Consider the following 19,369-nt stretch of genomic DNA (forward strand, 5'->3'; position numbering starts at 1 on the left):
ATCCGATAGGTTCGATTTTGTTCGGACACCCCGCCGCCCGCTGACAACACGACGGAGTGCCTTTTGCTCGCTATCTTGCTTGCCCATGCCGTTGCCGCCCTCTTGGCTCCGCTTGTGGTGCGCAGGTTAGGGCGAAACGGCTTCTTCCCCCTCGCGATAGTCCCCCTCGCCGGCCTCGGCTGGGTCATCGACAAATGGGGCACCGTCGAGACGCTGCACATCACCTGGGTTCCAGGGCTGTCGATGGACATCGACTTCAGGTTCGACGCGCTTTCGGCCATCATGGCCGTGCTCGTCCTGGGTGTCGGCACGCTCATCCTGATCTACTGCGCCCGCTACTTCACCGACGACGAACCTCGACTCGGTATCTTCGCCGCCGAGATGGTCGCCTTCGCGGGTGCCATGTTCGGGCTAGTGACCAGCGACAACATGCTGCTTCTCTACGTGTTCTGGGAACTGACAACGGTCCTGTCGTTCCTGCTCGTGGGTCACTACGCCGAACGCGCCACCAGCCGCCGCGCCGCGACCCAGGCACTGCTGGTCACCACCGCGGGTGGTCTGGCGATGTTGGTCGGCATGATCATCCTCGGCCAGGTCGGCGGCAGCTACAACCTGTCCGAACTGGTCGCGAACCCGCCGACGGGGTGGCTCCCGTCCGTCGCGATCGTCCTGATCCTGATCGGTGCGCTCTCCAAATCGGCAATCGTGCCCCTGCACTTCTGGCTTCCCGGTGCAATGGCCGCGCCAACCCCTGTCAGCGGTTATCTTCACGCTGCTGCAATGGTCAAGGCCGGTATCTACCTCGTCGCGCGCCTGGCTCCCGGGTACGCCGATTCGCCGCCGTGGCGCATCACCATCATCAGTTTGGGTCTGCTGTCGATGATCCTCGCCGGTTGGCGAGCCATGCGCGCGTACGACCTCAAACTCGTCCTCGCCTTCGGAACCGTCAGCCAACTCGGCTTCATGATGGTCCTGGTCGGCATCGGCACGCGTGACGCCGCCCTGGCCGGCATGACGATGGTCGTGGCGCACGCGATGTTCAAGGCCGCACTCTTCATGGTCGTTGGCATCATCGATCACACGACCGGTACCCGTGACCTGCGCAAACTTGCTCACCTGGGTAAAGCGGCACCCGCTCTCGCGATCATCGCGAGCCTCGCTGCCGCCAGCATGGCCGGTCTGCCACCGCTACTCGGATTCGTCGGCAAGGAAGCCGCACTCGAATCGGTGCTCGAAACGAACGCGCTCGGCCACTGGTCGTCCATCGCCGTCGTCACGGTGATCGTGTTGGGCTCGATCCTCACCGTCGGCTACAGCGTCCGCTTCATCTGGGGCGCCTTCGGACGTAAGACCCTGAGCAAGCCCAGCCCAGCCGTGAGCAAGATGCACAAGCCGGGTTGGCTGTTCCTGTTCGCGCCCGGCCTGCTCGCTGTTCTCGGTCTGGCCGCCGGCATTCTCTCGCCCCAGCTCGAGAAGCTGCTGACCCCGTACTCCACCACACTGGCCCCCGGACCTCACGCCGACTACCACCTCGCGCTGTGGCACGGATTCAACACTCCGCTGCTGCTCACCTGCATCGTCATCGCCGGCGGCATCGCGCTCTACATCGCGCAGCGTCAGATCAGCCGACTGCACTTCGAGCACCCGCCGCTCGGCAACGCCGACCGTATCTACGACGCGACCCTGCGCGGCATGGACACCATCTCGATGCGCCTGACCGGTGCCACTCAGCGTGGTTCGCTCCCCCGCACACAGTCGACGATTCTCGCGACGCTGGTCGTTGTGCCGCTGTTCCTGCTGATCATCGACACCGATGGCGGCGGAGTCGACCTTCGGATGTGGGATTCACCCATCCAGTTCACTATCGCGCTGATGATGATCTCGGCCGCCATCGCCGCGACGCTGATGCGCAACCGACTCGCCAGCGTCATCCTCGTCGGACTCACCGGCTACGGCTGCGGCGTGTTGTTCGCGCTGCACGGCGCACCCGACCTCGCGCTGACCCAGTTCCTCGTCGAGACACTGACACTGGTGATCTTCGTGCTCGTGCTCCGGAAGTTCCCCGCCGAAGTCGACGAGAGCAAGGCGATCGGCTTCAAGTGGCCGCGTGCCGCACTCGCTGTCGCCGTCGGTATCACCGTCACCACCATCGCGGCCTTCGCGACCAATGCCCGAAACACTCGTCCGATCTACGAGCTGCTTCCCGACGCTGCCTACGACCTGGGCAACGGCAAGAACGTCGTCAACGTCCTACTCGTCGACATCCGCGCATGGGACACCCTCGGTGAGATCTCGGTGCTGCTGGTAGCTGCGACAGGCGTCGCCAGCCTCGTCTTCCGCAACCGCCGGTTCGGTATCGCGCCGCGCGTCGCGGACGCCCCCTCCGTCATCGTCGACAAGGCAGCTGCCAACTCGGACACGACGTGGTTGCGCGGCGGAGACCTCATCGATCCTCGACACCGTTCGCTGGTTCTCGAGGTCACCACGAGGTTGATCTTCCCGACCATCATGGTGTTGTCGATCTACTTCTTCTTCTCCGGTCACAATGCCCCCGGTGGCGGTTTCGCCGGAGGCCTGACGGCGGGCCTGGCGCTGGTACTTCGGTACCTCGCCGGCGGACGCTACGAACTCGGTGAAGCCGTACCCATCGACGCGGGCAAGATTCTCGGCCTCGGTTTGGCGCTGGCCGCGGGCACCGCCCTGGTGTCGCTGTTCCTCGGCGCCCCGGCGCTCTCGTCCGCCGTCTTCGAGTTCACACTCCCGCTCATCGGCCACGTCAAACTGGTCACCGCACTGCTCTTCGACCTGGGCGTCTACCTCATCGTGGTCGGCCTGGTCCTGGACGTACTCCGAAGTCTCGGCGCCCGCCTCGACGCAGAAATCGAGGTGAAAGCACCATGAGCGCAAACATCGGAATGCTGATCCTGATCGGCGTCCTCACGTCGGCCGGTGTCTACCTGCTGATCGAACGAAGCATCACTCGGATGCTGCTCGGTCTACTTCTATTCGGCAACGCCATCAACCTCTTGATCCTGACCGTCGGTGGATCGGACGGGAATCCGCCCATTGTCGGCCGAGATTCGGTCCACGAGGAAATAGCGGATCCGCTCGCCCAGGGCATGATCCTGACGGCGATCGTGATCACGATGGGTATCGCCGGCTTCGTTCTGGCACTGGCGTACCGGTCTTACAAGATCAACACCGCCGACGCCGTCGAGGACGATCCCGAGGACACCAAGGTTCTCAAGCGTCGCCTGCCTGCCGACGCTCCCGACCACGACCGCTCCGACGACCCGGTCACCGGTGCCCCGAGCATCGGCGGCGACGCATTCGACAAGGACGGCAACCCTATTCCCCTCGAACAACTGGTCAACCTCGAGGACATCGAATGCTACGACGACCTCCACGACGGCGACTTCGAGGACGAACCGGTACCCGACTGGGCCACCGACCTTGCTCGTAAGAGGGAATCCGAGAAGCGGCGCAAAGACGCTCGCCAGACCAAGATCGAGGGAGGTGGGGGCGCATGACCATCTCGGACAACCTGATGGGAGCCCTTGCGCCCCTGCCCGTCTTGATCCCGATGCTGGCCGCTGCTGCGACGCTGGTCGTCGGCCGACGTCCTCGTTTCCAGCGCGTGATCACACTGATCGCGCTCGTCGGCGTCGTCGCGGTGTCGGGCTTGCTGCTCTACCTCGCCGACCGCGACGGTACAACGGCCGTTCAGGTCGGCGGCTGGGACTCCCCCATCGGCATCACACTCGTGGTCGACCGTCTCTCGGCGATGATGCTCGTGGTCTCGTCGGTGGTGTTGCTCGCCGTCATGATCTACGCGATCGGTCAGGGTATTCGCGACGGCAGCGAGGCCCAGCCGGTCTCGATCTTCCTGCCGACCTATCTCGCATTGACTGCCGGTATCTCCAACGCGTTCCTCGCCGGTGACCTCTTCAACCTCTACGTCGGGTTCGAGGTTCTGCTCGCCGCGAGTTTCGTGCTCCTGACGCTCGGTGCCAGCGCCGACCGCGTCCGGGCCGGTGTCTCGTACGTGATGGTCTCGATGGTGTCCTCGCTGATCTTCCTGGCGGGCATCGCCTTCGCCTACGCGGCGACCGGCACCCTCAACATGGCCGACATGGCCCTGCGCTTCGACAACATTCCGCCGGGCACACGAACCGCCATCTTCGCTGTCCTGCTCGTGGCGTTCGGCATCAAGGCCGCGGTCTTCCCGCTGTCCGCGTGGCTACCGGATTCGTATCCGACCGCGCCCGCACCGATCACCGCCGTCTTCGCCGGGTTGCTCACCAAGGTCGGTGTGTACGCGATCATCCGCGCGCACTCACTGCTGTTCCCGCAAGGAGAACTCGACAACGTACTGATGGTGTGCGGCCTGCTCACGATGGTGGTCGGCATCATGGGTGCCATCGCGCAGAGCGACATCAAACGTCTGCTCTCGTTCACACTGGTCAGCCATATCGGTTACATGATCTTCGGTATCGCACTGTCCACGACGTCCGGACTGTCCGGCGCGATCTACTACGTCGCCCACCACATCATCGTGCAGACGACGCTCTTCCTCGTCGTGGGTCTGATCGAACGACAAGCCGGGTCGTCGTCGCTGCGCCGTCTCGGCGGTCTGGCGGCGGCCAGCCCGATCCTCGCGATCGTCTTCCTGATCCCGGCGCTGAATCTCGGTGGTATCCCGCCGTTCTCGGGCTTCATCGGCAAGGTCGCGCTCCTTCAGGCCGGTGCGGCCGACGCCAGCGCGTTGGCTTGGATCCTCGTTGCCGGCGGCACGATCACCAGCTTGCTGACGCTCTACGCCGTCGCCCGCGTGTGGACCAAGGCTTTCTGGCGAGCCCGGGCCGACGCGCCCGAAGGTGACCTCGCCGACGTCAGCCCGTCAGCGTTGATCGACGAGTCCGAAGAGGACATCGCGTTCGTCGACCGCGAGGATGTCGGCAAGATTCCGCTCTTCATGCTGATTCCGACGGTCGGACTTGTCATCGTCGGTCTGGCACTGACGGTGTTCGCGGGCCGGATCATCGACATCAGCGACAGAGCGGCGAAGGACCTGCAGGACCGGTCCATCTACATCGACGCGGTTCTCGGCAACCACCGGCCCGTGCCGGTCGACGAAGCTCCCGTCGCTGCAGACGACCCTGCTGTAGCTCCCAGTACCGATGTCCCGAATACCGAGGCCCCGAACACCGAGGAGGCTCCGCGATGAAACGCGAACAGGTACTCCGCGTCGGGATCCTGCTGTGGCTGATGGTCGTATGGATCCTGTTGTGGGGCAACATCAGTTTCGGCAACATCTTCGGCGGACTCGCCGTAGGCCTGATCATCATGGTCCTGCTTCCCCTCCCCCGCGTACCGGTCGAGGGTCGGGTACATCTGCTGTCGATTCTGCGTCTGCTGTGGATGATCGTGTACTACGCGATCCAGTCGAGTATCCAGGTCGCGTGGCTGGCGATCCGTCCGTCGCCGCCGCCGGTCACCGGAGTTCTGCGGTACCAACTCGGGATCAAGTCCGACCTGGTTCTCACGCTGTGCATCGACGTTCTCAACCTGATCCCCGGCACGATGGTTCTCGAGATCGACCAGAACCGACGCATCGTCTACGTCCACGTGCTCGACGTCGGCTCGCAGAAAGCCGTCAGCGCGTTCTACCGCTCGGTGGAGGACCTCGAGCGGTTGTTCATCGCGTCGTTCGAACGTGATTCGGACTGGCAACCCAGCCCATGGCACCAGCGCGACTACGAATTCGATGCACCCCGGCAGGAGGACCAACCATGAACGGGTTCATCACCACGATCTTGATCATTTCCGGAGTGATTCTGCTGATCGCCGCCGTACTGACCACGTTCCGATTGCTCGACGGTCCGAGCTCACTCGACCGCCTCGTCGCCCTGGACACGATCATCGCGGTCTCGATGTGTGGACTCGCGGTTTGGGCCGCGTACAGCAAAGACACGACCATCGTTCCCGCGATCGTCGCGCTGGCGCTGGTCGGCTTCATCGGTTCGGTGTCCGTCGCGCGCTTCCGGGTGAGTGACCAGTGATCGGCAACATCCTCGACACGATCGGGGCCATTTCCATCTTCCTCGGCGCGCTGCTCGCGCTGACCGCCGCGGTGGGAATCGTTCGCTTCCCCGACACTCTGCGTCGTATGCACGCGGCCACGAAACCTCAGGTGGTCGGACTGATCTTGGTCCTGATGGGCGCCGTGTTCCTGCTTCGTGGGAGCGTCGACATCTGGATGTTGGTCCTGGTGGGCATCTTCACGCTGCTGACGGCGCCCGTGATCGCGCACAGCGTCGGCCGAGTCGCCTACCGCGAACAGCGCGAAGAGGACGACCTCATGAAGATCAACGAGCTGGAAGACCCGGACTCTCTCCTGTAACGACATCCCACTCGCCGTCGCGCTCGCCCCACACCGCAAGAGCAGTGCCGGGGCGGGCGAAGAAGGTGGCGAAGTACGCCACCGACATGAGAACCAGGACAGCCATCAGCAGCGGCCCGAAGATCGCCGGGTACTCGGCCATCTGCACCGCAGCGAACCGGTACGAGAGCAACAATCCCGCCAGGAGTGCCGAGCCACCGATCAACAGACGCACTCGGAACCAACCCCAGCCGCGCTCCGGATCCCGTAGCGCCGCATCGAGGGTCAAGCACAGGACGGCACCGGCAATGAGGTCGACGCCGTAGTGGAATCCGAAGCCGAGCGTCGCGGTCAGCGTCGCAACTAGCCAGAACGATCCCAGGCTGCGAATCCACCACGGTCCGCTGCGCGAGTGGATGAACAGCGCGACTGCCCACGCGGTGTGCAGGCTCGGCATGCAGTTTCGCGGTGCGGCGTCGTCGAACGGCAGCGACGACGGTGATGCGAAGTCGAAGTTGGGCACGATGTTCGGCCAGTAGTCACCGATCTGGAATCCGAACCCACGCGGACCGAAGGCGAACACCGGGCCGACCACCGGGAACAGGACGTAGAAGATCGGGCCGATCAGCCCGATGAGCAGGAACGTGCGCAGCAGGTGATGCGACGGCCATCCCTTACGTACTTGATAGAGAGCAACCACGATCACTGCGACGGGTAGTTCGACGTAGATCCAGTCGAGGGCTGCGGCACCGACGGGGCCCATGGCGTCGACGATCTGGCCCATCACCCACGACGGATTCCCGAGAGCCTGGTCGGCGAGAAAGACGTACTCGTCCCACACGTCGGTGCCGACGAGAATGGTGATCTCCAGCCACGTCTCGGCAACCTTGGCGGCGATGATGAGCAACGCGCCGAGAGCGACGCCGTGCAGAACGCTGAGTCGACGCTCGCCGGACAACTTCCACACCGCGTACACCGCGATGGCCGTCAGCACCCAGGTGCCGCCGGTGCCCATCGTCAGCGGTCCACCCGAGAACCAGCGGATCGCGCCGACGACCACGTCGATCACGACGGCCGCGGATACCGCGTAGATGCGTTCTTTGTTGTTCAGTCCGACGAGCGCGAGAGCGAGGCCCACCCAAGGCATGGTCGCCGAGCGAGGAACGAGGAAATAGTCACCGAACAGGCTTTCCACCGGACCGAGATAGCCCTTGTACGACGCGAACGCCTGCACGCCCAGGACCAGCACGGTCAATGCTGCTGTGCCGATCAGAAGGAGTCGGTGAGAACTCGACCACGAACGGTCCGACTGTCCGGGTGCGCCCCCTCGTTGGGACCAACTGTCTATCAACACCGGACAATAGTAAACGGCGTGTGAACTGAATATGGACACCCACTGGACAAACGGTTGGTATGCCCGGATTTCCAGTCCGCGAAACAGCCGTTCGCACTGTGAACCTGCTAGGTGCCCAACTCTGCGACCAAGGCGTCGACGACCGCAACCAGATCGCCGCCCGTCGCTTCCGCGACACGACGTTGCCGCTGGTAGGACGCGCCGCGACGGGGAATGTCCGCCACCGACGCCAACTCGTCCGCGCAGCCGAGTGAGACCGCGATCGGCGCCAAGTCGTCGAGCAGGCGATCCAGATCGTCAGTGACGAGGCACTCGTTTGCGTCGGAGTCGAGGATGATCTCGGCGTCCAGTCCGTATCTCGCTGCGCGCCACTTGTTTTCCTTGACGTGCCACGGCTGCATGTTCGGCAGAGTCTCACCGGCGCTCAGTCTGCGGTCCAGATCGACGATGAGGCAGTGGACCAGAGCAACGAGTGCACCCAGTTCGGCGCGTGTCGAGACGCCGTCGAACACCCGGACCTCGATGGTTCCCCACTTCGGCGCGGGACGGATGTCCCAGTGCATGCCACCGATCTTGGTGATCACACCGGTCTTCATCTGGTCGTCGATGAACGACTCGTATTCGGCCCAGTTCTCGAACTGGTACGGAAGACCTGCGGTGGGGAGCTGCTGGAACATCAACGCTCGATTGGACGCATACCCCGTGTCGACACCGGCCCACATCGGCGAGGATGCCGACAGCGCCAGCAAATGCGGATAGCGCTGCAGCAGTGCGTTGATGATGGGGAAAACGCGGTCCGCGGACGAGACACCCACGTGGACGTGCACGCCCCAGATCAGCATCTGCCGACCCCACCACTGCGTGCGTTCGATGAGCTCGTCGTAGTCGGGCGTCCGGGTGACCAACTGAGTCGACCATTGCGCGAACGGGTGCGTGCCCGCGCTGATGAGGTCGACGCCCAGCGGATTCGCAGCGCGACGCAGCAGATCCAGTGACCTGTCGAGATCACTCATCGCCTCGCCGACCGTCGAGTGAATACCCGTGACGAGTTCGACGGTATTTCGCAGTAGTTCCTTGGTGATGTGCGGGGTTTCCGAGCCGGCAAGCTCTTCGACCGCCGAAAACACCTCGGCTGCTGTGTTGGAGAGATCTCTGGTCTTGCGATCGACCAGCGCGATCTCCCACTCCACGCCCAGCGTCGGGCGCGGCGAACCTGGAAATGGAACTACCACGCAGAGAATCCAATCACAGTGTCGGTAAAAACACCGTGCTGGCTACTGCGTGGTAGTCGCCGGAAGTGATGCAAAACTCAGGTGAGTTTGTCAGCTCTTGGTGATGACACCGCAAGCGACGCGTCCGCCGGCGTCACCGGTGTCGAGGGTCTGCTGATCCGGTGCCGGCGCGTAACGCGTCGGGATGTTGCCGAAGTTGTCCGCTCCGGCGTGGATCATGACGGATGTTCCACCGTTTGCGACCAGTTCGTCGACGGTGAACGCGTCGGTTGTGGTGACCAGCGTGGCGGTGCCGTCTTCGAGGACCTGAACCGAAGTGAGGTCACCGCTCGCCGGGTGGCCCGTGTGACCCTCGGCCTGGAAGTGTCCGCCTGCCGAGAGGAAGTTACCCGGCTCTCCGCCGCTGGGAGCTACGGAATTGGTCTCGCACTTGGCGACCTGGTGAACGTGGAATCCGTGGAAGCCGGGGGTCAGGCCCTTGGCGTCGAGGGTGACCTTGACGTCGCTACCTTCCTGCGCGAACGTGACCGTTCCGACCTTGGCGCCGTCGGTGCCGTTCAGCGTTGCGGTGACAGTCTCGGCAGAAGCGCCGGCGTGAGCCGTCTCGGAACCGTGGCCGCCCGCGCTTTCGTGCGCGCTGGGATCGGCTGCACCGGTCCACACCGGAGGAGTCGTGCCGGGGACGCTGCTGGGCTCTTCGCTGTTACTGCAAGCGGTCAAGCCGAAAGCGGCAATCGCGACTACAGGGGCAACGACGCGCCAGGACATACGCCGGGTGCTGCTGGGGGCCATCGAACCGCTCCTTTGAGGTGGCGAGAAAGTGCTTCTGATCATAACGGCGCGTGTAGTAGCTGGAACCGACGGGTCAGTTCCACCTTCACGACCGGTCAGTTGGAGGTCACGATCACGATCACGCCAGGTGACGCGTTCGCGATGCCGGCGAATCGAGGCTCTGCGGAGACTCCGAGTTCAGCCGCGATCTTCTGCGCCGCTGCCTTCTCCGCCGCGGACGATCCGTAATACACCGTCGTCGTACTGACGGTGCCCTCGCTGTAGTTACCCGTCTCCTCGACGTTCCAACCTGCTGCCGTCAATTCCTCGGCGGTGCCTGCTGCCAGACCGGAGACGGTGCTGTTGTTGAGAACTCGAACGCTGACATTCGACGTGTCGACGCCGCTCGCGGAGCTGGAAGTCGTGGTCGTCGCAGTTCCCGAGGGACGCGACGTAGTGGTGGTATCGCCCGAAGCGGGTTGCGTCGTCGCTGCCGGCTTGGAAGTGGCAGATGCCGGTGCGGTGGCGCTCGTCGTGGCAGACGCCGAGGATTCGGTCTGCTCTGCTGCGGTGTTCTCGTCGCCCGATCCACCGTCGCTCGATCCACCCAGTGAGGCTGCTCCGAGACCGATGAACACGATCGCCAACGCGATCAACACCATGGCGATTGCGCGAAGCGGAGGTCCGGACGGCTGCTCTTTCGGGGTACTCACGATGTCGACCTTATCGCCAGTGCGTGGACAGCCCGATCATATGTACGCGTGATTCAGGTGACCTCGAAGCCGAGGCGGCGGGCGGCCCTGGCCTTCTGACGGCTGGCACGCAGACGACGCAGGCGCTTGACCAGCATGGGATCAGCCGCCAAGGATTCGGGGCGATCGACCAAGGCGTTGAGAACCTGGTAGTAGCGGGTTGCCGACATGTCGAACAACTCCTTGATGGCTTCTTCCTTCGCACCGGCGTACTTCCACCACTGGCGCTCGAAGGAGAGGATGTCGTGCTCCCGGCGGGTGAGGCCGTCTTCGCCCACCTCGTGCATGCCTGCTGTATCTACTACCGAATCGTCGGCGCCAGTGCCTTCGGACTGGTTCCGACTACGCGCGGTTGCGCCGTCCATGTCACTCCTCGACTGCTGTGCTCGGCGTCAGCGAGACTCGTATGCCCGGTGTTCTTTTTCCGACCGAATTCTCGCGGCCGTGAGTTTCCCGGTCCCCTGGCCCGAAGGTAACTCACAATTTCCCCCGCGGCCCACGTTCCGACCGAGCAACGAATTACATCGCTGTTCTTCAGCAACCATTGAACCATGATCGAGTGTGCGGGCCGTGATAACTACGCGGGCGCGCCGCACTATCCTTGTCCGCATGGCTATCCTCCCCATCCGAATCGTCGGCGACCCGGTACTGCACAAGGCGACAGAGCCGGTCACTCAGTCCCCGGCCGAGATCGCCGAACTGATCGCAGACATGTACGAGACGATGGACGCTGCCAACGGCGTCGGTCTGGCGGCCAATCAGGTCGGTGTTCCACTGCGAGTCTTCGTCTACGACTGCCCCGGCGACGACCGCAGCAGCGAGCGTCGACGCGGCGTCGTCGTGAACCCGGTACTCGAGACGTCCGAAATCCCCCAGACGATGCCCGACCCGGACGAAGACTTCGAGGGTTGCCTGTCCGTTCCCGGCGAGCAGTTCCCGACGGGTCGCGCCGATTGGGCGAAGGTCACCGGCACCGACGCCGACGGCAACCCGATCGAGGTCGAGGGCACCGGATTCTTCGCACGGATGCTCCAGCACGAGACCGGGCATCTCGACGGTTTCCTCTACACGGACGTACTGATCGGCCGCAACGCGCGCGCTGCCAAGAAGATCATCAAGCGTTCCGGTTGGGGCAAGCCCGGTCTGACCTGGACGCCGGGGACCGTCGACGATCCGTTCGGTCACGACGACGACGATTACGAAGACTGAGAATTCTGCTCTGAACGGCAACATTTCGATCGGTAGCCGGGTGGTCTTGCGATACAAGCTCCCACCCGGCTATTCGCATCCCATGACCGACGTCATCGGCATCCTCGAGGGCGCCGATCCCATCGCCGTTCGCGCCGGCGACGGTCGGCTGGTCCAGGTCTCCGCCGATCAGGTGATCGCGCTCAAGAGTCTCTCGGCCCGCCCGATTCGCATCGGCGAGATTCGAAACCTCGAAACGGCTGCTGCGGCGGCGTGGCCGGGGGTCGAGCAGGCGTGGATCGACGGTTGGTTGCTGCGCGCCGGTCACGGTGTCACCGGCCGCGCCAATTCGGCTTTGCCGCTCGGTGGTGCGGGGGCGGTTGCCGGCTTCGACGCGAGCACCATCGAGCGGATACGCCAGTGGTTCGGTGACCGCGGCCTGCCAACCCTGCTGCTCCTCCCCGATCGACTCGGCACCGCTCCGGACGGGTGGACCAGCAAGAAGGAAACCATCGTGATGGCCGCCGATCTGGACAATGTCACGCTGCCGCTCGGTCCTCCGGTCACCTCGTTCGCCGACCGCCCCGACCACAACTGGCTGTCGATGTACGACGCCCACGGCGATCCGGCGTACGTCGAGGCGGTCCTCACGGCTGTCGTGGGCACTGCAACTTTCGGCGCGATCGGAAACACCGACACGACGCTTGCCATCGGGCGCGCTGCGCTCACCGAGGCACCCGACCACAAACGCTGGGTAGGACTGACCGGCATTCACGTCGCCCCTGAACACCGTCGTCACGGAATCGGGTCGCTGATCTGCGGAGATCTACTCTCCTGGGGTCGTGAGAACGGTGCGACGCACGCGTACCTCCAGGTTTCGGCGGACAACTTCGCGGCGATCGCGCTGTACGAGCGGCTCGGATTCGTCGAACACCACCGCTACCGATACGCCACCGATCCTGTCGGCGGCTGACGCTAGGCTTGCCCTCGTGCGCATCGCTACCTGGAACGTCAACTCCGTCCGTGCCCGTACCGACAGGATCATCGACTGGCTCGGTCGATCCGACGTCGACGTCCTGGCAATGCAGGAAACCAAGTGCAAGGACGAGCAGTTTCCGTACGAACGCTTCAAGGAAATCGGCTACGAGGTCGCCCACGTCGGGTTGAGCCAGTGGAACGGTGTCGCCATCGCTTCCCGCGTCGGCTTGGAGGACGTGCAGATCGGATTCGAGGATCAGCCCGGATTCGACAAGGATCCCGAGGCAGACCCGGTCCGCGAGGCACGTGCGATCGGTGCCACCTGCGGCGGTGCGCGGGTGTGGAGCCTGTACGTCCCCAACGGCCGTGAGCTGGAAGACCCGCATTACGCCTACAAGCTGGATTGGCTGGCCAAGCTGCGCGACGACGCGGAGGGCTGGCTCAAGCAGGATCCCGACGCGCAGATCGCCCTGGTCGGCGACTGGAACGTCGCTCCCACGGACGACGACGTGTGGGATCCCGCTTTCTTCGAGGGCAAGACCCACACGTCGGAGCCGGAACGAGCTGCGTTCACCGCCTTCACCGAGTCCGGGTTCGCGGACGTAGTTCGCCCGTACACACCCGGTCCCGGCGTGTACACGTACTGGGATTACACGCAGCTTCGCTTCCCGAAGAAGCAGGGCATGCGAATCGACTTCATCCTCGGCTCACCGGCATTCGCAGCACGCGTCGAGGCGGCCGAGATCGATCGAAACGAGCGAAAAGGCAAGGGCGCCAGCGATCACGCTCCGGTGATCGTGAATCTCGGGTGATCGTGAATCTCGGAGCCTGATCGTCTGTTTGCACCCTCGGGCTTCTAGTCCTCGACGAGCAGTTCCAGATACTCGGGATGCTCGCCGAGGTACCGCTGAACATAGGTACACACGGGCCGTACCGACCAATCACGTTCACGGGCGCAGTCCATTGCGAACTGCACGAGTACGGCTGCCAGTCCCTGCCCGCCGTACTCCTCTTTGACGACGGTATGCATGTACGCAACCACGTCGCCCGCTTCGGCTCCGCTCCCCGAAATCTCGTCTTCGTCGCGGTATCCGAGGATGCCGACCAACTCGTCGTCGGAGAGCAGTTCGAATCGTTCGTGCGACGGATTGTCCACGAGCGTGACTTCCGGTGAGGTTCCGGTTTTCGAATTTTCGATGTCGTTCATTGCGGCGACCTCCACGGCACGATGTGCACCTGCGCGATCGGCGACAGCTGCGTTCGCACGCTCTCCATAACTGTGATCCATGCCACTCATAGAATCAGCTACCGACGACGCTGTCCCGGGTTCGACCAATTTTTGCACCGGGAACGACCGGATCGCAATCGCAGTTCGCGCCGTCGTTCCCGCGAGAGGTGGGACCGAGCTGCCGTTTCCCCAGGTCCGATCGGTAGGCTCGTCGTCGTGAAGCTGCTGCCCCTGACCCCCGCCGGACAGACCCCGATTCGGGCATTGACCATCGCCGGAACCGACTCCGGTGGCGGAGCCGGCATTCAAGCCGATTCCCGCACGATGGCGATGTGCGGAGTGCACGCCTGCGTGGCCGTCGCCGCGGTGACGGTCCAGAATTCGGTGGGAGTCAGCGGATTCCACGAGATTCCGCCGGAGATCGTCGCCGACCAGGTGCGCGTCGTGGTCTCGGACATCGGCGTCGGTGCGGCGAAGACGGGAATGCTCGCGTCGACGACGATCATCGAAGCGGTGGCCGCGGTTGCCGCCGAGGTTGGGATCGGCCGCGACCGTCCGATTCCGCTCGTGGTCGACCCGGTGTGCGCGTCGATGCACGGCGATCCGCTGTTGCACGAAGAAGCTCTCGACGCGGTCCGCAACACCTTGATTCCGGCAGCCACGGTGGTCACTCCGAACCTCGACGAGGTTCGGTTGATCACCGGTATCGAGGTCGTCGACGACAAGAGCGCCCGCCAAGCGGCAGAAGCGCTGCATGCGCTCGGCGCTCAATGGTCCATCGTCAAGGGTGGCCACCTTCGTACTTCGGAGTTGTCCACCGACCTGTTGTTCGACGGCGACCGTTTCCTCGAATTCAGCAGTGCCCGGATCGACACCGGCAACGATCACGGCGGCGGAGACACGCTGGCTGCTGCGATCACTTGCGCTCTCGCACACGGCTATTCCGTTCCGGACGCGGTGGCGTTCGGCAAGGAGTGGGTGACCAAGTGCCTCGAGGCGTCGTACGACCTCGGCGCGGGACACGGTCCGGTGTCCCCGCTCTGGCGGCTCCAGGTCTAGCGCTCGAGGTCCAGGGCGCTAGTTCCGGCGTACGCGCCAGATTCCCAGGTCGACGGGAACCCCGTTGGGCGTCGTGGCGAAAAACCCTCGTCGCCATGGCCGGATCGTGAGATCGAGATCCTCCAGGGTGCCGGCTTCGAGTTCCTCGAGAGTGGTCGCCGACATCATGACGTTTCCGTCGCCGCCCAAGCCCATCATCCGGGCGGCGATGGTCACGTCGACGCCGAGCCAGTCGTCACCGATCTGACGCGGGGTACCCGTGTGTAGGCCGACGCGCATGCGCGGGGTGTATCCGTCGAGATCGACTTCCGCGAGCGCGTCCTGCGCGGTGAACACCGCCTTCAAAGCCGCATCCGGGCGAATGAACACTGCCATCAGACCGTCGCCCATCCGTTTGACGACGTGTCCGCCGTTGTCGGTGATCGGAGTTTCCACGGCCTGCGCCACCGCACGCAGAAGGGTCAGCGTCGCGCCGTCACCGGCTGCGAGCGACCAGGTGGAGAAGCCCACCAGATCGGTGAAGACGATGGTCAGTTCTTGATCCCCGCGGCCGCGGCCCATCTTTTCCAGCGCTGCCTGCCAGACCTGCAGTGCTCCGAGGCTCACTTCGCGAGTGGCTGCCGGTTTCTGATCGAGCAATCTGTCAGCGACGCGGGCCACGGCGCGGGCACCGCCGGGGCCGGCGAGCGAGAGCGGGTCCCCGAACCCGGGATCGCCGGGTAATGCCCGCCTGAGCCGCCGTAGCGCATCGATGAGCTGCTGTCGACGGTTCAGTTCTGCCGCAGAATTCAAGACGACGTCGACGACGCCTCGAACCGAGGAGGAAGAAGCACCTGTCGTGTCGGTGTTCTCCGGGGACAGATCAGCCATAACTCAAGCGTAACTCAGAGTTACAGACAGTGTGCTGCCGCGGTTCTCGCACAGTGGCCTCCTGGTCGCTCGCGCAGTCGATCATTCGGTCAGTCGATCATTCGGTCAGTCGATCATTCGGTTCTGGCCTGTGTCCGGGCATCGCCGACGGGAACTCCGTTCGGCCCGCTCAAATCCTGGGCATACGTCGCAACTCCGAAGGCTACTGCAGAAGCGTTGGCAGCGAGCGCTTCGCGATCGATGTTCGCGAGGTTGTCCTGGGCACTGTGGTAGTTCGGGTCGAAGGTCTCCTCCGCTTCTCCGCCCCACTTCTCGGCCTGTGCCGGCGTCTTGCGCTCGTCCGCGCCGCTGAACACTCCGCCCGCCGGGATTCCGATCTCGATGAACGGGCCGTAGTCGGAACGCCCGTCGAAGTCCGTTCCGTCCGCCGCAATCCCCCGATCGGCAAGGAAGTCGACGAAGGTGCGCTCGATGCCCGCCGACCCCTCGGGCCCGGGCCCCTCCCCCACGGCGTCCGAGTTGTCGCCGTCGTAAGCCAGGTATCCGGCGTTGGGCGAACCGAGCATGTCGAAATTCAGGTACAGGGCGATGTCGGCCCGTTCCTGATCGCTCAGACCCTCGACGTAGCGGGTGGAGCCGACCAATCCCACTTCTTCCGCTCCCCAGAAAGCGAAACGCACGGCATTTTCGATGCTCGGTGAGCTTCCCATCTGCAGCGCGGTTTCCAGTACGGCTGCGGTACCGCTTCCGTTGTCGTTGATTCCGGGACCTTCCGGCACGCTGTCGAGGTGGGCGCCCACGACAACCACGTTGTCGGTCGCGCCGGTCTTGGTCTGTGCAATCACGTTGCGCGACTTCGTCGTTTCCGTCGACGTGTCGAGAATCAGCGTGAGGTCTCCGGGCGCTGCGGCAAGAGCCTCGCCCGACGCCTTGCTCACCCCGCCGGTCGGGATGCGGGCGTCTTCGGGTTCACCCAAGGTTGCCCCGCCCAGCATCGCGTCCTCGTTGTTGGCAACCAACAACGCTGCCGCGCCGCGGTCAGCGGCGATCTTCTGCTTGTCGCCGAACGGGCACACTCCGCGGGTGACCAGCACGATTGCACCGTTCACGTCGCGGCCGTCGTAGTCGGTGGCCTCGCAACCGGGGGTCTCGTCGGCGGGAATCGCCACCAGACGCGCCGTGATTCCGGTCGGTCCCGTGGAGGTGGAATATGTCAGCGCCCGCACCGGAACATCGGAGCCGTCAGCGGCTTTCAGGGATTCGGTGCCGGGATCGAAGGAGCTGAAGTCGAATTCCGGGGTGCTGACCTCGAAACCCTTGTCTTCGAGCAGGTTTGCCACGTAGTCGACACTGGCGTCATAGCCGGGGGTACCGGCCGATCGATTGCCCTCGTTGTTGGCGGCGATCTTCTCGAGTTGCTCCAGATGCCCGGTCACGGCGTCGACCGTGACGGTCTCGGAGAATGCAACCGGGTCTGTCGGGACGGCCGCTTCACTTCCCGACGAGCATCCACTCACCACGAGTGCTCCAGCCATTGCGACCACAACCACACCGAAGAGTCTCATCTTCGGAGGATATCGGCCGAAGCACAGGAAAGGGACCCAGTACGAATGGTTTTTCGTACTGGGTCCCTACTCTGCTGTCACTCCTGGTTCTCGGTAGGTCTCCCGACAACACCTACCGAGGGAGCGACAAGATCAGGCGTCGCGACGATTCACGATGACGATACTTGCTCCGAAAATCACCAGAACGAAGGCCGCGAAGTAGATCAGGCTGCCCCAGGGTCCCCAGTGGAAGTCGACGCCACCGCTGCTCGCACTGAGGAAGTGGTTTGCATTCGCGAACGGCAGGAACGGGGTGATCTTCTCGCCGAAGCTGCCGAACAGTCCGAACAGGCTCTCGATGAGCAGCGGCCAGAGCAGGAGCAACGCAATTGCGCCGGCCGACTGGCGAATGATCGATCCGACGCCGACAGCGAGAATCACGCACAGGAAGGCGTAGATCGGGATGCCGTAGATCGCGCGCCAGTCACTGCCGCTCGACAGGGTCAATCCGGCACTCGCCTCGGTACCGGCGATGGCCTTGGCCATGGCGTACGCGCCGAAGGCGAGAACAAATGTCAGTACAGCACCGAAAGCACCGATGAGGCCGGCTTTGGCGATCAGAACCGAGGCACGGTTCGGAACGGCCTGGAAGGTGGTGCGGATGGTCCCGAAGCGGTACTCACTGGTGACCGCGAGGGCCGCCATGATCATGAGAACCATGATTCCGAAACCCGAGATGCCGGCCGTGGCAACGGCGGTGTCGAGGTCCGGTGCTCCCTGGACGTCGGAGGACGTCAGAGCCGACTTGGCAACCGCGCCCATGATGGCCGCGAAGCCGAGCGCGAGCACGACGATGATGACCGAGCACCACAGCGGCGACTTGGTCGTGGTGATCTTGATACGTTCAGCACTGAGAACAGCCATTACAGTGCACCTCCCATAGCCTGCTGCGTGTTTGCCTGCTGTGTATTTGCGTGGTGTGCACCGACACCCGGATCGATACCGGATGCGTGGTACTGGACATCGTCCCCGGTCAACTTCATGAACGCATCCTCGAGCGACCCCTGCTGAGAAGCCAACTCGTACAACACGATCCCCTGCGAACCAGCCAAACCACCGATCACATCGGTGGTCGAATCCACGACCACCAATGCCGGGGCAACACCGGAACCGTCTTCACGCACCGTCAGCCCCTGCGAGAGCAACACACTGCGCAACGCATCGAGCTGAGGGCTGCGCACCCGCACCGTCGACTCCGACGAACGATCCACGAACTCCGCGACCGTCGAATCCGAAATCAACCGACCCCGACCGATCACCACCAACTGCTCCGCCGTGAGCGCCATCTCCGACAGGAGGTGACTCGACACCAACACCGTGCGGCCCTCGGCCGCCAACCGCTGCATGAACTTACGAATCCAGACGATGCCCTCCGGATCGAGACCGTTGACCGGCTCGTCGAACAACAACACCTTCGGATCCCCCAACAACGCACCCGCCAACCCCAGACGCTGCGACATACCGAGCGAGAACCCGCCTGCCTTCTTGCCCGCCACCTCGGACAATCCGACCAACCCGAGCACCTCGTCGACGCGGGACTTCGGGATCCCGTTCGAAGCAGCCATCCACTGCAGATGCGCCCGCGCACTGCGATTGGGGTGCACCCACTTCGCATCCAACAACGCACCGACAGTCCGCAATGGCGTCTTGAGCTCGCGGTACGGCTTGCCCTCGATCAACGCCGCACCCGACGTCGGCTGATCCAAACCCAGGATCATCCGCATCGTCGTCGACTTACCGGCACCGTTCGGGCCCAGGAAGCCCGTCACGATGCCCGGCTTGACCGTGAACGACAAATCGTCCACCGCTTTCGTCGGTCCGTAAACCTTGGTCAATCCCCTCAGTTCAATCATGAGGAGAACTTTGCCCTACCGGCAATGACCAGCACATCGGCCACAGGTCTAGTTCCGAGTGGTACTCAGGTAGGACACGAAGCCGGACAATCCGGGCA

At 63.8% G+C, this 19,369-nt stretch carries 20 protein-coding genes; 10 read left to right on the top strand and 10 right to left on the bottom strand.

What is annotated here, in order from left to right:
• Positions 1-63 precede the first annotated feature (63 nt).
• The 6 genes from PCS43_RS17895 to mnhG are packed head-to-tail and all read left to right on the top strand — an operon-like array spanning position 64 to position 6,403.
• Positions 64-2,901 carry a Na+/H+ antiporter subunit A gene (locus tag PCS43_RS17895; protein ID WP_270923075.1) on the top strand — a complete coding sequence of 946 codons (2,838 nt, stop codon included), beginning with the start codon at positions 64-66 and terminating at the stop codon, positions 2,899-2,901.
• Positions 2,898-3,530, top strand: a complete 633-nt coding sequence (locus PCS43_RS17900; RefSeq protein ID WP_209907959.1) for a Na(+)/H(+) antiporter subunit C — start codon at positions 2,898-2,900, stop codon at positions 3,528-3,530. Before PCS43_RS17895 ends, PCS43_RS17900 begins: the two co-directional genes overlap by 4 nt.
• Positions 3,527-5,227, top strand: a complete 1,701-nt coding sequence (locus PCS43_RS17905; protein WP_047268847.1) for a Na+/H+ antiporter subunit D — start codon at positions 3,527-3,529, stop codon at positions 5,225-5,227. Before PCS43_RS17900 ends, PCS43_RS17905 begins: the two co-directional genes overlap by 4 nt.
• Positions 5,224-5,796 carry a Na+/H+ antiporter subunit E gene (locus PCS43_RS17910; protein ID WP_003945063.1) on the top strand — a complete coding sequence of 191 codons (573 nt, stop codon included), beginning with the start codon at positions 5,224-5,226 and terminating at the stop codon, positions 5,794-5,796. The genes PCS43_RS17905 and PCS43_RS17910 overlap by 4 nt, the downstream gene beginning before the upstream one ends.
• Positions 5,793-6,062, top strand: coding sequence for a monovalent cation/H+ antiporter complex subunit F (locus tag PCS43_RS17915; RefSeq protein ID WP_003945061.1), 270 nt, complete (start codon positions 5,793-5,795; stop codon positions 6,060-6,062). The genes PCS43_RS17910 and PCS43_RS17915 overlap by 4 nt, the downstream gene beginning before the upstream one ends.
• Positions 6,059-6,403 carry a monovalent cation/H(+) antiporter subunit G gene (gene mnhG, locus PCS43_RS17920; RefSeq protein WP_003945045.1) on the top strand — a complete coding sequence of 115 codons (345 nt, stop codon included), beginning with the start codon at positions 6,059-6,061 and terminating at the stop codon, positions 6,401-6,403. The genes PCS43_RS17915 and mnhG overlap by 4 nt, the downstream gene beginning before the upstream one ends.
• On the opposite strand, the gene PCS43_RS17925 is transcribed toward mnhG, so the two are convergent.
• From PCS43_RS17925 to PCS43_RS17945, 5 genes are all read right to left on the bottom strand, one after another.
• Positions 6,369-7,736, bottom strand: a complete 1,368-nt coding sequence (locus PCS43_RS17925; protein WP_209907957.1) for a phosphatase PAP2 family protein — start codon at positions 7,734-7,736, stop codon at positions 6,369-6,371. The genes mnhG and PCS43_RS17925 overlap by 35 nt on opposite strands.
• A 107-nt stretch (positions 7,737-7,843) precedes the next feature.
• Positions 7,844-8,968, bottom strand: coding sequence for a glutamate--cysteine ligase (locus PCS43_RS17930; protein WP_003945034.1), 1,125 nt, complete (start codon positions 8,966-8,968; stop codon positions 7,844-7,846).
• A 90-nt stretch (positions 8,969-9,058) separates the two neighbouring features.
• On the bottom strand, positions 9,059-9,760 hold the full coding sequence (gene sodC / locus PCS43_RS17935) for a superoxide dismutase[Cu-Zn] (protein ID WP_007730117.1): 702 nt from the start codon (positions 9,758-9,760) through the stop codon (positions 9,059-9,061).
• Positions 9,761-9,855: 95 nt separating this feature from the next.
• On the bottom strand, positions 9,856-10,452 hold the full coding sequence (locus tag PCS43_RS17940; RefSeq protein WP_042452105.1) for a LytR C-terminal domain-containing protein: 597 nt from the start codon (positions 10,450-10,452) through the stop codon (positions 9,856-9,858).
• Positions 10,453-10,505: 53 nt separating this feature from the next.
• Complete coding sequence (locus PCS43_RS17945; RefSeq protein WP_007730120.1) at positions 10,506-10,856, bottom strand: DUF3263 domain-containing protein; 351 nt, start codon at positions 10,854-10,856, stop codon at positions 10,506-10,508.
• Between the two features lie 244 nt (positions 10,857-11,100).
• Between PCS43_RS17945 and PCS43_RS17950 the strand changes: the two genes are divergently transcribed.
• From PCS43_RS17950 to PCS43_RS17960, 3 genes are read left to right on the top strand one after another with little or no spacing between them, the layout of a single operon-like run.
• Positions 11,101-11,700, top strand: a complete 600-nt coding sequence (locus PCS43_RS17950; RefSeq protein ID WP_003945053.1) for a peptide deformylase — start codon at positions 11,101-11,103, stop codon at positions 11,698-11,700.
• A gap of 10 nt (positions 11,701-11,710) precedes the next feature.
• The gene (locus PCS43_RS17955; RefSeq protein ID WP_439131452.1) at positions 11,711-12,652 is read left to right on the top strand and encodes an N-acetylglutamate synthase, CG3035 family; all 942 of its coding nucleotides are present in this window, start codon (positions 11,711-11,713) and stop codon (positions 12,650-12,652) included.
• A 16-nt stretch (positions 12,653-12,668) separates the two neighbouring features.
• Positions 12,669-13,469, top strand: a complete 801-nt coding sequence (locus PCS43_RS17960; protein ID WP_209907955.1) for an exodeoxyribonuclease III — start codon at positions 12,669-12,671, stop codon at positions 13,467-13,469.
• A 44-nt stretch (positions 13,470-13,513) separates the two neighbouring features.
• Here the strand turns inward: PCS43_RS17960 and PCS43_RS17965 are convergent, their stop codons facing one another.
• Positions 13,514-13,864, bottom strand: coding sequence for a GNAT family N-acetyltransferase (locus tag PCS43_RS17965; protein WP_042453439.1), 351 nt, complete (start codon positions 13,862-13,864; stop codon positions 13,514-13,516).
• 237 nt (positions 13,865-14,101) lie between these two features.
• Between PCS43_RS17965 and thiD the strand changes: the two genes are divergently transcribed.
• Positions 14,102-14,944, top strand: coding sequence for a bifunctional hydroxymethylpyrimidine kinase/phosphomethylpyrimidine kinase (gene thiD, locus PCS43_RS17970; protein WP_003945044.1), 843 nt, complete (start codon positions 14,102-14,104; stop codon positions 14,942-14,944).
• 18 nt (positions 14,945-14,962) lie between these two features.
• Here the strand turns inward: thiD and PCS43_RS17975 are convergent, their stop codons facing one another.
• From PCS43_RS17975 to PCS43_RS17990, 4 genes are all read right to left on the bottom strand, one after another.
• Positions 14,963-15,814 (bottom strand): adenylate/guanylate cyclase domain-containing protein, encoded by an 852-nt coding sequence (locus PCS43_RS17975; RefSeq protein WP_047268851.1) that lies wholly within the window; start codon positions 15,812-15,814, stop codon positions 14,963-14,965.
• Between the two features lie 113 nt (positions 15,815-15,927).
• Positions 15,928-17,379 (bottom strand): M20/M25/M40 family metallo-hydrolase, encoded by a 1,452-nt coding sequence (locus PCS43_RS17980; RefSeq protein ID WP_192712084.1) that lies wholly within the window; start codon positions 17,377-17,379, stop codon positions 15,928-15,930.
• Positions 17,380-17,511: 132 nt separating this feature from the next.
• Positions 17,512-18,282: an ABC transporter permease gene (locus tag PCS43_RS17985; RefSeq protein ID WP_047268852.1), complete on the bottom strand. Its 771-nt coding sequence runs from the start codon at positions 18,280-18,282 to the stop codon at positions 17,512-17,514.
• Positions 18,282-19,271, bottom strand: a complete 990-nt coding sequence (locus tag PCS43_RS17990; RefSeq protein ID WP_058038516.1) for an ABC transporter ATP-binding protein — start codon at positions 19,269-19,271, stop codon at positions 18,282-18,284. Before PCS43_RS17990 ends, PCS43_RS17985 begins: the two co-directional genes overlap by 1 nt.
• Between the last annotated feature and the right edge of the window lie 98 nt (positions 19,272-19,369).

The sequence above is a fragment of the Rhodococcus sp. C-2 genome (assembly GCF_027854095.1).
Lineage (GTDB): Bacteria > Actinomycetota > Actinomycetes > Mycobacteriales > Mycobacteriaceae > Rhodococcus_F > Rhodococcus_F qingshengii.

What these genes read in the sequence shown, in the direction of transcription:
- PCS43_RS17975 (WP_047268851.1), bottom strand. Translation starts at nt 15,814, where the DNA reads ATGGCTGATCTGTCCCCGGAGAACACCGACACGACAGGTGCTTCTTCC.
- PCS43_RS17985 (WP_047268852.1), bottom strand. Translation starts at nt 18,282, where the DNA reads ATGGCTGTTCTCAGTGCTGAACGTATCAAGATCACCACGACCAAGTCG.
- PCS43_RS17945 (WP_007730120.1), bottom strand. Translation starts at nt 10,856, where the DNA reads ATGGACGGCGCAACCGCGCGTAGTCGGAACCAGTCCGAAGGCACTGGC.
- PCS43_RS17905 (WP_047268847.1), top strand. Translation starts at nt 3,527, where the DNA reads ATGACCATCTCGGACAACCTGATGGGAGCCCTTGCGCCCCTGCCCGTC.
- PCS43_RS17910 (WP_003945063.1), top strand. Translation starts at nt 5,224, where the DNA reads ATGAAACGCGAACAGGTACTCCGCGTCGGGATCCTGCTGTGGCTGATG.
- PCS43_RS17915 (WP_003945061.1), top strand. Translation starts at nt 5,793, where the DNA reads ATGAACGGGTTCATCACCACGATCTTGATCATTTCCGGAGTGATTCTG.
- PCS43_RS17990 (WP_058038516.1), bottom strand. Translation starts at nt 19,271, where the DNA reads ATGATTGAACTGAGGGGATTGACCAAGGTTTACGGACCGACGAAAGCG.
- PCS43_RS17900 (WP_209907959.1), top strand. Translation starts at nt 2,898, where the DNA reads ATGAGCGCAAACATCGGAATGCTGATCCTGATCGGCGTCCTCACGTCG.
- PCS43_RS17950 (WP_003945053.1), top strand. Translation starts at nt 11,101, where the DNA reads ATGGCTATCCTCCCCATCCGAATCGTCGGCGACCCGGTACTGCACAAG.
- PCS43_RS17980 (WP_192712084.1), bottom strand. Translation starts at nt 17,379, where the DNA reads ATGAGACTCTTCGGTGTGGTTGTGGTCGCAATGGCTGGAGCACTCGTG.
- PCS43_RS17965 (WP_042453439.1), bottom strand. Translation starts at nt 13,864, where the DNA reads ATGAACGACATCGAAAATTCGAAAACCGGAACCTCACCGGAAGTCACG.
- sodC (WP_007730117.1), bottom strand. Translation starts at nt 9,760, where the DNA reads ATGGCCCCCAGCAGCACCCGGCGTATGTCCTGGCGCGTCGTTGCCCCT.